This is a genomic window from Rehaibacterium terrae (assembly GCF_014202935.1).
GTDB lineage: Bacteria > Pseudomonadota > Gammaproteobacteria > Xanthomonadales > Xanthomonadaceae > Rehaibacterium > Rehaibacterium terrae.
On the sequence record NZ_JACHHX010000010.1, the window covers coordinates 18,895 to 32,551 of the forward strand.

The following is a 13,657-nucleotide window of genomic DNA, read 5'->3' on the forward strand; positions in this document are numbered from 1 at the left end:
CCCCCGGTCCCGGCTCAAAGCAACACGACGTCATACTGCTCCTGCGAATACTGCTCATCGGCCTGGAAGCGGATGGACTTGCCGAGGAATTCTTCCAGCTCGGCCACGGCGGCCGACTCCTCCTCCAGGATCTTGTTGACCACCTTGGGGGCGGCCAGCACCAGCAGCCGCTGGGCGTCGAACTGGCGCACCGCGCGGGTGATCTCGCGGAAGATCTCGTAGGTCAGCGTCTCGGCGGTCTTGAGCATGCCGCGGCCGCCGCATTCGTGGCAGGGCTCGCACAGCTGCCGTGCCAGGCTTTCGGTGGTGCGCTTGCGGGTCATCTCCACCAGGCCCAGCGGCGAGAAGTCGTACACCGTGGTCTTGGCATGGTCATGGGCCAGCGCCTTCTCCAGCGTGCGCAGCACCTGGCGGCGGTGGTCCTCGTCGGTCATGTCGATGAAGTCGATGATGATGATCCCGCCCAGGTTGCGCAGCCGCAGTTGCCGCGCCACCGCCTGCGCCGCCTCCAGGTTGGTGCGGAACACCGTCTCCTCCAGATTGCGCTGGCCGAGGAAGGAGCCGGTGTTCACGTCGATGGTGGTCATCGCCTCGGTCTGGTCGATGATGAGGTGGCCGCCGGACTTCAGCGGCACTTCCTTCTGCAGGCCGCGCTGGATTTCGTCCTCGATGCCGTAGAGGTCGAAGATCGGCCGCTCGCCCGGGTAATGTTCCACCCGCTCGGCCAACTCGGGCATGAACTGGCGGGCGAACAGCAGGATCTTGTCGAAGGTTTCGCGCGAATCGACCCGGACCTTCTCGACCCCGTCGTGCATCAGGTCGCGCAGGGCGCGCAGCGGCAGCGACAGATCCTCGTAGATGCAGCCGCCGACCGGCGTGCGCGCCGAATTGGCGCGCACCAGCTCCCAGACGCGCCCCAGGTAGTCGACATCCTCGGCCAGCGCCTCCGCGCCCTGTCCTTCGGCATTGGTGCGCACGATGTAGCCCATCGTCGAGGCGCCCGCACACTGCGCCAGCAGCGCCTTGAGCCGGGCGCGCTCGGCCTCGTCCTCGATGCGGGCCGATACGCCCACGACCTTCGAGTGCGGCAGCAACACGAGATACCGCGAGGGAATGCTGAGCTGGGTGGTCAGGCGCGCGCCCTTGGAGCCGATCGGGTCCTTGACCACCTGCACCACGATCTCCTGCCCTTCGTGCACCAGCTCGGAGATCGGCGGGGTCGGCACCGGCGCCGGCGGCGGCTCGGCCTCGCCCTCGCTGGCCACCGCGGCCGGCGGCGGCCGCAGGATGTCCGAGGCGTGCAGGAAGGCCGCCCGCTCCAGCCCGATCTCGACGAAGGCCGCCTGCATGCCCGGCATCACCCGCTGCACCCGGCCCTTGTAGATGTTGCCGACGTAGCCGCGCCGCGAGCTGCGCTCGATGAGCACCTCCTGCAGCATGCCGTTCTCGACGACGGCGACACGGGTCTCGCGCGGGGTGACGTTGATCAGGATTTCTTCGGACATGGGCAGACCGGTGAGCGGTGAGCGGAAATCGGGAGCAGCGTTTCAGAATCGTCATCCCGGCGAAAGCCGGGATGACGAAACCGCCGGGGCCCAGCCCCTGAGCCGGCCCTACACCGCCACGCCGAAGCGTCGCAGCAGCACCCGGGTTTCGTACAGCGGCAGCCCCATCACGCCGGAGTAACTGCCCGACAGGTGCGCCACGAAGCCGCCGGCCCGGCCCTGGATGGCATAGGCGCCGGCCTTGCCGAAGCACTCGCCGCTGGCGACATAGGCGGCGATCTCGTCCTCCCCCAGCTCGGCGAAGCGCACCTCGGACACGTTGACCGCGTGGCCCTCGCAACCGGCGCTGAGCAGCCACACCGCCGAGATCACCCGGTGCGTGCGTCCGGCCAGGCGGCGCAGCATCCGCGCCGCGTCGTCGGCGTCGGCCGGCTTGCCGAACACCTCGTCGTCGAGCACCACTTCGGTGTCGGCGCCGAGCACCAGTGCGCCGGGCGCGCCGACCACCTTGAGCAGGCCGGCGCCGGCCTTTTCCCGCGCCACCCGGCTGACATAGTCCTCGGGCGGCTCGCCGGGGGCGCGCTGCTCGGGCACTTCGACGTCGAGCAGGCCGAATTCCACGCCCAGCAGGGCGAGCAGCTCGCGGCGGCGGGGCGATTGCGAAGCCAGATGGATCATCCGCACAGGATAACCCGTCCGGCTGGCGGATCCCGCCTGTGACGAAGTTCTCGATAACGACGGCTATTCGGATATTCTTGGACACACCGGCAATACCTGCGGCGAACGCCTCCGGACCCAAGGACACGATGACATCCCTGTACATCGACCACTTCGGCCTGTCGGAGACGCCTTTCTCCATCACCCCCAATCCGCATTTCTTTTTCGCCGGATCCGGCCGCGGCTCCCTGCTGGAGGCGCTGCGCTACGCGCTGCAGTCCGAAGAAGGCATCGTCACGGTCATCGGCGAGGTCGGCAGCGGCAAGACCATGCTCTGCCGGATGTTGCTGGAGCGCCTGCCGCCGCAGATCGATGCCATCTACCTGGCCAATCCCTCCTTCTCCCGCGACGAGATCCTCGACGCCATCGCCCACGACCTGGGGGTGTCGCCCGGAGCCGCCAGCGCCCCGACCAAGCTCGACGCGCTCAACCGTGAGCTGATCGCGCGCTACGGCGACGGCCGCCGGGTGGTGCTGCTGGTCGACGAGGCGCACGCCATGCCGCCCGAGTCGCTGGAGGAGATCCGCCTGCTCTCCAATCTCGAGACCAGCCGGCACAAGCTGCTCAACATCGTCCTGTTCGGCCAGCCGGAGCTGGCCGAGACGCTCGCCCGTCCGTCGCTGCGGCAGCTAGTTCGAGCACGCGGACGAGCGCGAGCTGCCGGAGCTGGCCGCGCAGTTCCGCGGCCATGCGCCGATGGTGCGGCGGCAGGCCGAGCGGCTGGTGGCGACCCTGGCCCGGCGTGCGCCGGTCGATCCGCCCGCGGTCGAACTGTCGCTGGCCGAGGAGGCCCGGATCTACGCCGGCTTCCACGGCGTGTCCCTGGAGGTGACGGGCGGGCCGGACCGGCTGCGGCTGCCACGACCGCCGCTGGAGCGGATCCTCGACAACCTGTTCTCGAACTTCGCCGGCAACGGCGGCACACCCGTGAGCCTGCATCTCGTCCGCGACGCCGGCTGCGTGCGCGCCGTGTTCCGCCAGGACACCGCCCCGGCGCTGCCCCCCGCCCGCCTCTTCGAGCCGCTGGCCAGCAGCCGCCCCGACGGCACCGGCCTGGGCCTGCACCAGGCCCGGCTGGCCGCGCGCGGACTGGGGGGCGATCTCATCGCCCACTGCCGTGAGACCGGCATCGACTTCGTGCTCACCCTGCCGGCCCCGTAAATTTTTTCGACTCCCCGCCCCGCCCCGGCATCGGTAGGCTGCAGCAGCGTCATACCCCCGCAACCCGCGCAACCCGAGGTAACCCGATGCAACCCATGAAAACGCAGTCCGGTTTCACCCTGGTCGAAATCGCCGTCGTGCTGGTCATCATCGGCCTGCTGCTCGGCGGCATCCTGAAGGGCCAGGAGCTGATCGAGAACAGCCGCATCAAGAGCGCCGCCAACGACATCAACGCCATCCGCGCCGCCTATACCGGCTACATCGACCGCTACAGGCAATTGCCGGGCGATGACCCGGGCGCCGTGGCCGGCCGCGGCCCCAGTTGGACCGGCATGACCGCTGGAAACGGTGACGGCCGGATCGATACTGGCACCGTGAATGCTCTGGACCAGATGACAGAGCCTGAGCAGATTGGCTTCTTCCGGCATCTGCGCGCCGCCGGCTTTCTGTCCGGCAATCCAGCCACGACCGGCACTGCTGCCCTCCCCCGAAACCCTTGGGGCGGCCTGATCAACATTGTGAACGCAAACAATCAGGGGCGCCCGTCCGCACGCCTGCAGGTCTGCCTCGGGAATGTACCGGGCAAGGCCGCGGTGGCGCTGGACACGGCCCTGGATGACGGCCGCCCCAACAACGGCACGCTCCGCGCCACGGCAGGCGCCGACAATGCCCCCCCGACTAGCGCGGCCGGCACCTACAACGAAGGCCAGACCTACACGGTTTGTGTCGACATGTAAGGCGGAGCACGCAGGCATCGCCGCCTTCCCGCTACGCCCCGCCCCGTGCGGGGCGCAGCGTTTTCAGGCCGCGAAAATCCGCCTCAGGCGCGGTGATAGGGGTGGTTGGCGAGCAGGCTCGCCGCGCGGTAGAGCTGCTCGGCCAGCACCAGCCGCACCAGCATGTGCGGCAGGGTCAGCGGCCCCAGCGACCAGCGCTCGTCGGCCGCCGCCAGCACCTCGGGCGCATGACCCTCCGGGCCGCCGACGAGAAAGGCCAGGTCGCGACCCTGCTGCCGCCAGTGCGCCAGGCGCCCGGCGAGCTGCTCGGACGACCAGGCCCGGCCGCGCCCGTCGAGCGCGACGATCCACCCGCCCTTGGGCACCGCGGCCAGCACCCGCCGGCCTTCCTCGGCCATCGCCCGCTGCGGGTCGCGGCCCTTGCCGCGCAGGCCGGGCGCCACTTCCACCAGCTCCAGCGGCAACCAGTGCGACAGCCGCTTCACGTAATCGGCATACCCCGCCGCCACCCAGTCGGGGGCGCGTTCGCCGACGGCGATCAGGCGGGCCTTCATCGGGGATGGACAGCGCAGCCGAAGCCCACCAGGCTCGTGGCCGCGCAGCAGCCACTGCCGCCGCCGCGCAAGCCGCGACCGGGACCCCGCCGCGCATCGGTTCGCGGCGCGCGCCGCGACCGCAGGCGAACCCTCAGGCCGGAAGCGATCCGGCTTCCGGCGGCTGGTCGCCGACCGTCCACAGGCGCTCCAGGGCGTAGAAGTCACGCACCCGCGGCAGCATGACGTGGACGACCACGTCGCCCAGGTCCACCAGCACCCACTCGGCCTCGCGCTCGCCCTCGACGCCGAGCGGCTGCACGCCCGCCCTCTTGGCGAACTTGATCACTTCATCGGCGATCGACTTGACGTGGCGGGTGGAGGTGCCCGAGGCGATCACCATGAAGTCGGTGACGCTGGTCTTGCCCTTGACGTCGATTTCGGTGACGTCCTTGGCCTTGATCTCGGCGAGCGCGTCGTGCACGTGCCGGAGCAGGACCTGGGGCGGCGGCGGGGGATCGGGGAGGCGGGTCTTGATGACCTGGGCTTGCGAGGACAAGTGACGGTTACCTGTATCGACGCGGCACGCAGCCGCAGCGCCAGTATATCAACGCCCGCGCGGGCGCCGGGGAACCGCCCCGTACAGCCCTTCGGTGCGGATGTACCCGGCCACCGCCGCCGGCAGCATCTCCGCCCAGTCCTCCCGGGCCGCGATGCGCCGGCGCAGCTCGCTGGCCGACTCCGGCCGCAGCGGCATCTCCAGCACGAAAATCCGCCCCGCCGGGGCCGCCGTCAGTGCGTCGGGCTCGCGCACCCAGCGCCCGGCGCAGGCCGAGGCCAGCGGCTCGTCCAAGGCCGCCAGGTCGTGCCCCGGCCGCACCGCCACCACCCAGTGCGCCAGGTCGAACAACTCGCGCCAGCGATGCCAGCCCGGCAATCCGCGGAAGGCATCGGCGCCGACCAGCCAGGCCAGCGGCGCCGTCGCTCCCAGCTCGCGCCGCAGCTCGGCCAGCGTGTCGAAGGTGTAGGACGGCCCGGCCCGGCCCAGCTCGCGCCGATCCACGCACAGGCCCGGCTCGCCGGCGATGGCCAGGTCCAGCATCGCCGCCCGCTGCGCCGCGTTCGCGCCAGGTGGCGCCCGATGCGGCGGATCGGCCGCCGGCACCAGCCGCACCCGCGCCCGCAGCGCATCGCGCGCCGCCCGCGCCACCGCGAGGTGGCCCAGATGTACCGGATCGAACGTGCCGCCGTAGAGCAAAGTGAGCATCGCGGACGCAAGGCAGTGGCCTGAAGCGGCGAGCTTACGGCATCGCAGGGCCACGGAGTTCGGGGGCAAGCCGTGCGCCAGGTACGGGTTTGCCCGACGCTTGCCGCTATATTGGCAAGGCCGATCCGGTACATCGTGCAGGGGGATTTCTTGCGTTCTCGCTCGTCCGCCATGGCCACGGCAGGCGTACATGCGGCGCTGCTCGCGGTCTGGCTGGGGGCGTTCGCCGCTTCGACCCTGCTGGAGTACGCGCCGCACGCCAGCCTGTGGTTTCCGCCGGCCGCGGTGACCTTCTCGGCGCTGCTGGTGCTGGGCGCGCGGGCGCTGCCCGTGCTGTGGCTGGCCTGCCTGCTGTCGGCGCTGATCACCGACCGCCTGTACGCGCAGGGCCTGAGCGGCAACGAAATCGCCCTGTCCGGGCTGGTGTTCGCCCTCACCCACACCGGCGCCTACGGCAGCGTGGCCCTGCTGTTGCGGCGGCTGGCCTGGGAGGCCTCGCCGCGCACCACCCTGCGCAAGGTCAGCGTGATGCTGATCGGCGGCGCCGTCGCCTCGGGGCTGGCGGCCCTGCTCGGCGCCTGGGGCCTGACCCGCACCGGCATGATCCACCCGGACGAATTCCCGGGCCTGCTCGCGCCGTGGTGGATCGGCGACTACACCGGCCTGCTCACGCTCGGCTCGCTGTGCGCCGTCGTCCTGGTGAAGCTCGCCGGCCGCGCCGGCATCACCGTCCCGGAAGGTATCCAGTCCTTCGCCCGCGGCCGGCGCGGCCCCGGCATGTCCTCGCGCGCCGCGCTCAAGCTCGCCGTGCTGCTCGGCACCAGTGCACTGGTGCTGGCCGGTGCGGCGCTGTTTCCAGAGCAGGAAACGCTGCCGTTCCTGCTGTTCGTCGCCATCATCATCCAGTTGTGGATCGTCCACACCGAGGGCGAGCTGTGCGCGCTTGCCGGCATCGCCCTGTTCGGTCTGCTGCTGGTGGCCGCCACCGCCGTCCTGCACCTCGACGCGCAGGCGCTGACGTTGCAGTTCGTGCTGATCGGCCTGGCCGCCACCAGCCACCTGGGCCTCGCCGTGCCCTCGCTGTACGAGGACAACGCCCGCCTGCGCCACCTGCTGACTCACGACGTGCTCACCGGCGCCCACTCGCGCGCCTTCTTCGAGGAGAAAGTGCGCGCCGGCATGGCCGCCGCCCGCCATCGCGGCGAGCCCGCCGTGCTGGCGATGGTGGACCTCGACGGCCTGAAGAAGATCAACGACCGCCACGGCCACGCCGCCGGCGATGCCGCCCTGCAGGCCCTGGCCCGCACCTGCCAGCGTCACCTCAAGACCGGCGACGTGCTCGGCCGCCTCAGCGGCGACGAATTCGCCCTGTTCCTGCCCCGCAGCACCACCGCCGACGCCCAGGCGCGCATCCAGCGCATCGAAGCCGACCTCGAGGACAGCCGCGCCCCCGCCCGCGCCAGCTTCGGCATCGCCGAACTCACCGACGCCCCCGAAAGCTACGAAGCCCTGCTCGCCCGCGCCGACGCGGCGATGTACCGCAACAAGCGCTGAGCCTGCTCCGGATCATCCGGAGTACTGGCTGCGCAGCAAACCGGAAGCGTCCGGGACCCGACACTCATGCCACCAATCCCCGCGCCTTCGGCTCGGCCACCGCCACCAGCAGCCGTTCGAGCGCGAGCCACGGGTCGCCCTTTTCGCGGCCCTTGGCCATGCGGTCGATGCGGCCGCATTCGGCGACGAAGTGTTCCCAGCGGGCGGCGGCGTGGCGTTGCATGGCGCGGCGGTAGGCGGCCTGGCGGCTGTCCCAGAGGCGGGCGTCCTTCATGGCGGCGGCGACGTTGCCGCCGGCGTCCTGCACGGCGGCGAAGCCGGCGATGCGTTGCAGTTCGCCGGCCACCCAGCCCATCAGGGCAGGCACTTGCTCACCCTCGGCGCGCAGGATGCGGAGCATGCGCACGACACGGGCGGGCTCGCCGGCGAGGGTGGCGTCCATCAGGCGGAAGACGTCGAAGCGGGCGGAGTCGGCGACGGCGCGGGCCATGGCTTCGGCGTCGAGATTGGCGCCGGGGTGCAGCAGGGCGAGCTTGTCGATTTCCTGCGCGGCGGCGAGCAGGTTGCCCTCGACGCGCTCGACCAGCACGTCGATGGCTTCGGGCGTGGCCTGCAGGCCACGCTGGCGCAGCCGGCGCAGCAGCCACTCGGGCAGTTCGTGCGGCTTGAGCGGCCAGACCGGGACGAAGTGGCCGGTGGCGGCGATGGCCTCGCTCCACTTGCCGGCGTGCTGGCGGCTCCAGTCCTGGCAGGTGATCAGCAGGACGGTGTCGGGCGGCGGGTGGGCGCAGTACTCGCGCAGCACTTCGCTGCCTTCCTTGCCGGGCTTGCCGCCGGGCAGGCGCAGGTCGAACAGGCGGCGGGTGGCGAACAGGCTGAGCGAACCCAGCCCTTGGGTGAGCGTGTTCCAGTCGAAGCCGCCTTCGGCGTCGAAGACTTCGCGCTCGCCGTAGCCCTCTTCGCGGGCCTTGGCGCGAACGGCGTCGGCGCACTCCTGCACCAGCAACGGCTCGCCGCCGGCGATCAGGTACACCGGGCGCAGCGGCTCGCGGGCGAGCTGGGCCTCGAAGCGGTCGGGGCGCAGCTCCATCGGCTCAGTCGTCCGCGCGCAGGCTGGCGTCGATGCGGCGCAGGATGGCGGCCACCATGTCGCGCTGCAGCTCCTCGCGGATGACTTCCTGCTCGGCGGGAGTGCCGAAGCTGCGGGTGGCGTCGAAGGCGTATTCGCGGCTGAGTTCGACCGTCTCGCGCGGCACGCGGGTGACGCCGGCGGCATCGATCAGCTCGAACTGGACGCTGTAGCGGGTGACGTACTCGCGGATGCGGGCGGTGGCGTCGGTGGACAGCGGGCCCTCGTTCCAGCGCTCGGACACGATGCGCAGACGGGCGCGCCGCTGCCTGTCGGCGGCCTTGTCGGCGTTGGCGCCGGCGCGTTCGAGCGCGCGTGCCAGACCGTCGGCCAGGCGGCTGTAGCGGTCGCCGGACTCGACCTGCACGGCGCCCAGCTCGGGCGGCAGGGTGAGCGCGCGCCGCGGCTGGAAGCCGCAAGCGGTCAGCAGGAGGGCGATGGCTGCAAGGGCGAGGTGGTGGCGCATGGTCGGGAACCGGTGGGATGGGGGCATGATCGCAGGGGCGTCGGCGTCGGGGAAGCCGCCGCGACTGCGTCGGGCCGCTGCGTCGCGCGTCTGCCTCCCCGATGCGCGGCTTCTGCTCCCTCCCCATCAGGGGGAGGACTGGGGTGGGAGTGGTGTTCGCGACACCGTGCGGGAGCCTGCACGCCATCCCCACCCAACCCTCCCCTTGAAGGGGAGGGCTCGACAGCGCCGCTTCGATCACTCCCGGGGAGAGGGGCTTTGCTTTCCGCTCCCGAGGGAGCGCTGCCTGTCGGGCTCACCCGGCGACGATGTTGACGATCTTGCCGGGGACGACGATCACCTTGCGCACGCTCAGCCCTTCCATGAACCTGGCCACGCCGGGCTCGGCGAGGGCCTGGGCCTGGATGGCGGCGTGATCGGCGCTCACCGGCACTTCGATCTGGCCGCGCAGTTTGCCGTTGACCTGCACCGCCAGGGTGACCGTGTCACGCACCAGCGCGTCGGGATCGGCCACCGGCCAGCTCAGGTCCTCGATCAGCGTCTCGGGGTGGCCGAGCGCCTGCCACAGGGCATGGCTGGCGTGCGGGGTGATCGGGTTGAGCAGGCGCACCACGGCCTCCCAGGCCTCCTGCAGCACGGCGCGGCCCTGGGCGCTGGCGTCGTCGAACTTCGCCAGCGCGTTCATCAGCTCCATCACGGCGGCGATGGCGGTGTTGAAGGTGTAGCGGCGGCCGATGTCGTCACCGACCTTGGCGATGGTCTCGTGCACCTGGCGGCGCATGGCCTTCTGCGCGGGATCGAGCGCGGCCTTGTCCAGCGCCGGAGCGGGACCGCCGGCGACGTGCTTGTGCACCTGCGTCCACAGCCGGCGCAGGAAGCGCGCCATGCCCTCCACGCCGGCTTCGTTCCACTCCAGGCTCTGCTCGGGCGGAGCGGCGAACATCGAGAACAGGCGCACGGTGTCGGCGCCGTATTTGTCCACCATCGCCTGTGGATCGACGCCGTTGTTCTTCGACTTGGACATCTTCTCGACGCCGCCGATCTCCACCGGCCGGCCATCGGCACGCAAGGTGGCGCCGGTGATGCGTCCGCGCTCGTCGCGGACGATGTCCACGTCGGCGGGGTTGAACCAGATCTTCGAGCCGTCGGCCTGACTGCGGTAGAAGGTCTCGGCGACCACCATGCCCTGGCAGAGCAGGCGGCTGGCCGGTTCGTCGCTGGTGACGAAGCCGGCGTCGCGCAGCAGCTTGTGGAAGAAGCGGAAGTACAGCAGGTGCAGGATGGCGTGCTCGATGCCACCGATGTACTGGTCCACCGGCAGCCAGTAATTGGCGCGCTCGTCGACGATGTCGGCCGCGCCCGGGCAGGTGTAGCGGGCGTAGTACCAGCTCGACTCCATGAAGGTGTCGAAGGTGTCGGTCTCGCGCTCGGCGGCGCCGCCGCACTTCGGGCAGGTGGTCTTGCGCCACTCGGGGTCGGCCTTGATCGGACTGACCACGCCGGAGAAGGCCACGTCCTCGGGCAGCACCACCGGCAGCTGGTCCTCGGGCACCGGCACGTCGCCACAGCCAGGACAGTGGATCATCGGAATCGGGCAGCCCCAGTAGCGCTGGCGGCTCACGCCCCAGTCGCGCAGACGGAAGTTGACCCGACGCTCGGCCTTGTCACCCAGCACTTCGGCGATCTTGTCGAAGGCGCCGCGGTAATCCAGACCGTCGATCACACCGGAGTTGACCACGCGCATCCGCGGGTCGGTCTTGTCGGCGTACCAGTCCTGCCACCGGGTGTCGTCGTAGGTCTCGCCTTCGACCGCGATCACCTGTTTGATCGGCAGGCCGTACTTGTGGGCGAACTCGAAGTCGCGCGCGTCGTGGCCGGGCACCGCCATCACCGCGCCGGTGCCGTAGCCCATCAGCACGAAGTTGGCGACCCAGATCGGCACGCGCTCGCCGGATACCGGATGGATCGCGTGCAGGCCGGTCGGCATGCCGCGCTTCTCCTGCGTTTCCAGCTCGGCCTCCGACACGCCACCCTTGCGGCACTCGGCGATGAAGGCAGCCAGTTCTGGCTTGCCTTCAGCCGCACGCGTGGCGAGCGGATGCTCGGCGGCAACCGCCATGTAGGTCACGCCCATGAGGGTGTCGGGCCGCGTGGTGAACACGCGCAGGGTCTCATCCGAACCCTCGACCGCGAAGTCGATCTCCAGACCCTCGCTGCGCCCGATCCAGTTGCGCTGCATGGTCTTGACCGCCTCCGGCCAGCCATCCAGCCGGTCGAGCTCGTCCAGCAGCTCCTGGGCGTAAGCGGTGATCCTGAGGAACCACTGCGGGATCTCGCGCTTTTCGACCAGGGCGCCCGAGCGCCAGCCGCGACCATCGACCACCTGCTCGTTGGCCAGCACGGTCTGGTCCACCGGATCCCAGTTGACGACCGCGTTCTTGCGGTACACCAGTCCCTTCTCGAACAGACGCACGAACATGCGCTGCTCGTGCACGTAGTAGTCCGGCCGGCAGGTGGCGAACTCGCGCGACCAGTCGATGGCGTAGCCGAGCGACTTGAGCTGGCTGCGCATGTGCTCGATGTTGGCGTAGGTCCACTTCGCCGGCGCGGTGCGGTTCTTGATCGCGGCGTTCTCGGCCGGCAGGCCGAAGGCGTCCCAGCCCATCGGCTGCAGCACGTTCTTGCCCAGCATGCGCTGGTAGCGGCTGATCACGTCGCCGATGGTGTAGTTGCGCACGTGGCCCATGTGCAGCGCGCCCGACGGGTACGGCAGCATCGACAGGCAGTAGAACTTCGGCTTCGACGGGTCCTCGACGACCTCGAAGGCGCGGGTGCGGGACCAGAAGGACTGGGCGGCGGCCTCGACGGCGCGCGGATCGTAGGCGCCCGGCTCGGCCGGGACGGATGCGTGGTTGGGCTGCATGGCGGAGGGCGGAGAAATCAAGGCGGCCAGCCTACCGCAGTGCACAAATCCCCAGCAATTCCCCGGCAATCGGGCTGGCGGACTGCCGGGGATCCGGATGTCGCCCGCTTCGCGGCTGTGCAGCATGCCCCTGCATCCCCCGGCCCGCAGCCAGATCGTCCCGAGGGGATCGGATGGGCTTGGGCTGTATCGTGATGGCGGGAGGCCGCCGCCTCCCACGGTGGCCACGCCCATGATCCTTCGATCCTTCGGTCCGGTCGCCGCCCGCGGGCGCGCGCTATAGTCGGCGCTCCACCGAGGAGCCGCGACCATGCCACCGACCCGCCCCGTCCTTGCCCTGTCCCTGCTCGCCGTCTTGCCCGCCGCCGGCGCGGCCGAACTCACCGCCGTCCACTGCGGCCAACTGTTCGACGCCCGCAACGGCCGTCTGGTCGCCGACCGCACGGTGGTGATCGAGGGCGACCGCATCCGCTCGGTCCAGCCCGGCCGGACCGGAGTCGAGGGCGCACGAATCGTCGATCTCTCCGGCCATACCTGCATGCCGGGCTGGACCGACCTGCACGTGCACATCACCCAGGAGTCGAGCCCGGCGCGCTACGCCGAGGGCTTCCGCCTGAATCCGGAGCACTTCGCCTTCCGCGCCGTCGGCTACGCCGAGAGGACGCTGCTGGCCGGCTTCACCACCGTGCGCGACCTCGGTGGCACCATCGCCCTGGCCCTGCGCGACGCGATCGCGCAGGGGCAGATCAAGGGGCCGCGGATCCACGCCGCCGGCAAGTCGATCGCCACCACCGGCGGCCACGCCGACCCCACCAACGGCTACAACCGCGAACTGTCGGCGGCGCTCGGCGCGCCGGGGCCGACCGAGGGCGTGGCCAACGGCGCCGAGCAGGCCCGCCAGGCGGTGCGCCAGCGCTACAAGGACGGCTCGGACCTGATCAAGATCACCGCCACCGGCGGCGTGCTGAGCTACGCCAGATCGGGCGACGGCCCCCAGTTCACCGAGGCCGAGGTGCGCGCGGTGGTGGAGACCGCGAAGGACTACGGCTACCACGTCGCCGCCCATGCCCACGGCAAGGAGGGCATGCGGCGCGCCATTCTCGCCGGCGTGACCACGATCGAGCACGGCACCTACATGGACGAGGAGATCTTCCGGCTGATGAAGCAGCACGGCACCTGGTACGTGCCGACCATCAGCGCCGGCCGCTTCGTGGCCGAAAAGGCGAAGATCGACGGCTACTACCCCGAGATCGTGCGCCCCAAGGCCGCCCGCATCGGCGCGCAGATCCAGGACACCTTCGCCAGGGCGCACCGGGCCGGCGTGAAGATCGCCTTCGGCACCGACGCCGGCGTGAGCTACCACGGCGACAACGCCGATGAGTTCGTCTTCATGGTCGAGGCCGGCATGGCGCCGGCCGAGGCGCTGAGGACGGCGACGATCCACGCCGCCCAGGTGCTCGGCACCGAGGACGAGCAGGGCACGCTGGAGCCGGGCAAACTGGCCGACATCGTGGCCGTGCCCGGCAATCCGCTGGAGGACATCACGCTGGTGCGCAAGGTGGATTTCGTGATGAAGGACGGCGTGGTGTACCGGCAGCCCTGACGCGGTACGCGCCGCCGGCACGACCGCATCGCGGTCGCACGGGCTTGCATTCGCGCCGTCGC

The 13,657-nt window shown here is 70.6% G+C and carries 11 protein-coding genes and 2 pseudogenes; 5 read left to right on the forward strand and 8 right to left on the reverse strand.

The window, feature by feature from the left end; translation table 11 throughout:
- Window positions 1-14 precede the first annotated feature (14 nt).
- Both rng and HNQ58_RS08055 read right to left on the reverse strand, forming a co-directional pair.
- A complete protein-coding gene (rng, locus tag HNQ58_RS08050) occupies window positions 15-1,505 on the reverse strand; it encodes a ribonuclease G (RefSeq protein WP_183948393.1) in 1,491 nt (496 codons plus the stop codon).
- A 108-nt stretch (window positions 1,506-1,613) separates the two neighbouring features.
- Window positions 1,614-2,183 (reverse strand): Maf family protein, encoded by a 570-nt coding sequence (locus tag HNQ58_RS08055; RefSeq protein ID WP_221301216.1) that lies wholly within the window; start codon window positions 2,181-2,183, stop codon window positions 1,614-1,616.
- 128 nt (window positions 2,184-2,311) lie between these two features.
- Here HNQ58_RS08055 and HNQ58_RS13665 point away from each other — a divergent pair.
- The 3 genes and pseudogenes from HNQ58_RS13665 to HNQ58_RS08065 form a co-directional block, all read left to right on the forward strand.
- Window positions 2,312-2,818 (forward strand): annotated as a pseudogene (locus tag HNQ58_RS13665) (ExeA family protein); the annotation flags it as partial.
- 100 nt (window positions 2,819-2,918) lie between these two features.
- Entirely contained in the window at window positions 2,919-3,383 is a 465-nt protein-coding gene (locus HNQ58_RS13415) for a histidine kinase (protein WP_246417189.1), read from the forward strand.
- A gap of 95 nt (window positions 3,384-3,478) precedes the next feature.
- Window positions 3,479-4,120, forward strand: coding sequence for a prepilin-type N-terminal cleavage/methylation domain-containing protein (locus tag HNQ58_RS08065; protein WP_183948395.1), 642 nt, complete (start codon window positions 3,479-3,481; stop codon window positions 4,118-4,120).
- A gap of 83 nt (window positions 4,121-4,203) precedes the next feature.
- Here HNQ58_RS08065 and rlmH read toward each other — a convergent pair whose 3' ends face one another.
- From rlmH to nadD, 3 genes and pseudogenes are all read right to left on the reverse strand, one after another.
- Window positions 4,204-4,674, reverse strand: coding sequence for a 23S rRNA (pseudouridine(1915)-N(3))-methyltransferase RlmH (rlmH, locus tag HNQ58_RS08070; protein WP_183948396.1), 471 nt, complete (start codon window positions 4,672-4,674; stop codon window positions 4,204-4,206).
- Window positions 4,675-4,807: 133 nt separating this feature from the next.
- Window positions 4,808-5,212: a ribosome silencing factor gene (rsfS, locus tag HNQ58_RS08075; protein ID WP_183948397.1), complete on the reverse strand. Its 405-nt coding sequence runs from the start codon at window positions 5,210-5,212 to the stop codon at window positions 4,808-4,810.
- A gap of 48 nt (window positions 5,213-5,260) precedes the next feature.
- Window positions 5,261-5,923 (reverse strand): annotated as a pseudogene (gene nadD, locus HNQ58_RS08080) (nicotinate-nucleotide adenylyltransferase); the annotation flags it as partial.
- 168 nt (window positions 5,924-6,091) lie between these two features.
- Between nadD and HNQ58_RS08085 the strand changes: the two are divergent.
- Window positions 6,092-7,474, forward strand: coding sequence for a sensor domain-containing diguanylate cyclase (locus tag HNQ58_RS08085; protein WP_183948399.1), 1,383 nt, complete (start codon window positions 6,092-6,094; stop codon window positions 7,472-7,474).
- A 64-nt stretch (window positions 7,475-7,538) separates the two neighbouring features.
- On the opposite strand, the gene holA is transcribed toward HNQ58_RS08085, so the two are convergent.
- The 3 genes from holA to leuS form a co-directional block, all read right to left on the reverse strand.
- On the reverse strand, window positions 7,539-8,564 hold the full coding sequence (gene holA, locus HNQ58_RS08090) for a DNA polymerase III subunit delta (RefSeq protein WP_183948400.1): 1,026 nt from the start codon (window positions 8,562-8,564) through the stop codon (window positions 7,539-7,541).
- A gap of 4 nt (window positions 8,565-8,568) precedes the next feature.
- Window positions 8,569-9,069 carry an LPS-assembly lipoprotein LptE gene (locus tag HNQ58_RS08095; RefSeq protein ID WP_183948401.1) on the reverse strand — a complete coding sequence of 167 codons (501 nt, stop codon included), beginning with the start codon at window positions 9,067-9,069 and terminating at the stop codon, window positions 8,569-8,571.
- 295 nt (window positions 9,070-9,364) lie between these two features.
- A complete protein-coding gene (gene leuS / locus HNQ58_RS08100) occupies window positions 9,365-11,992 on the reverse strand; it encodes a leucine--tRNA ligase (RefSeq protein WP_183948402.1) in 2,628 nt (875 codons plus the stop codon).
- 310 nt (window positions 11,993-12,302) lie between these two features.
- Between leuS and HNQ58_RS08105 the strand changes: the two genes are divergently transcribed.
- Window positions 12,303-13,595 carry a metal-dependent hydrolase family protein gene (locus tag HNQ58_RS08105; RefSeq protein WP_183948403.1) on the forward strand — a complete coding sequence of 431 codons (1,293 nt, stop codon included), beginning with the start codon at window positions 12,303-12,305 and terminating at the stop codon, window positions 13,593-13,595.
- The last annotated feature ends 62 nt before the right edge of the window (window positions 13,596-13,657 follow it).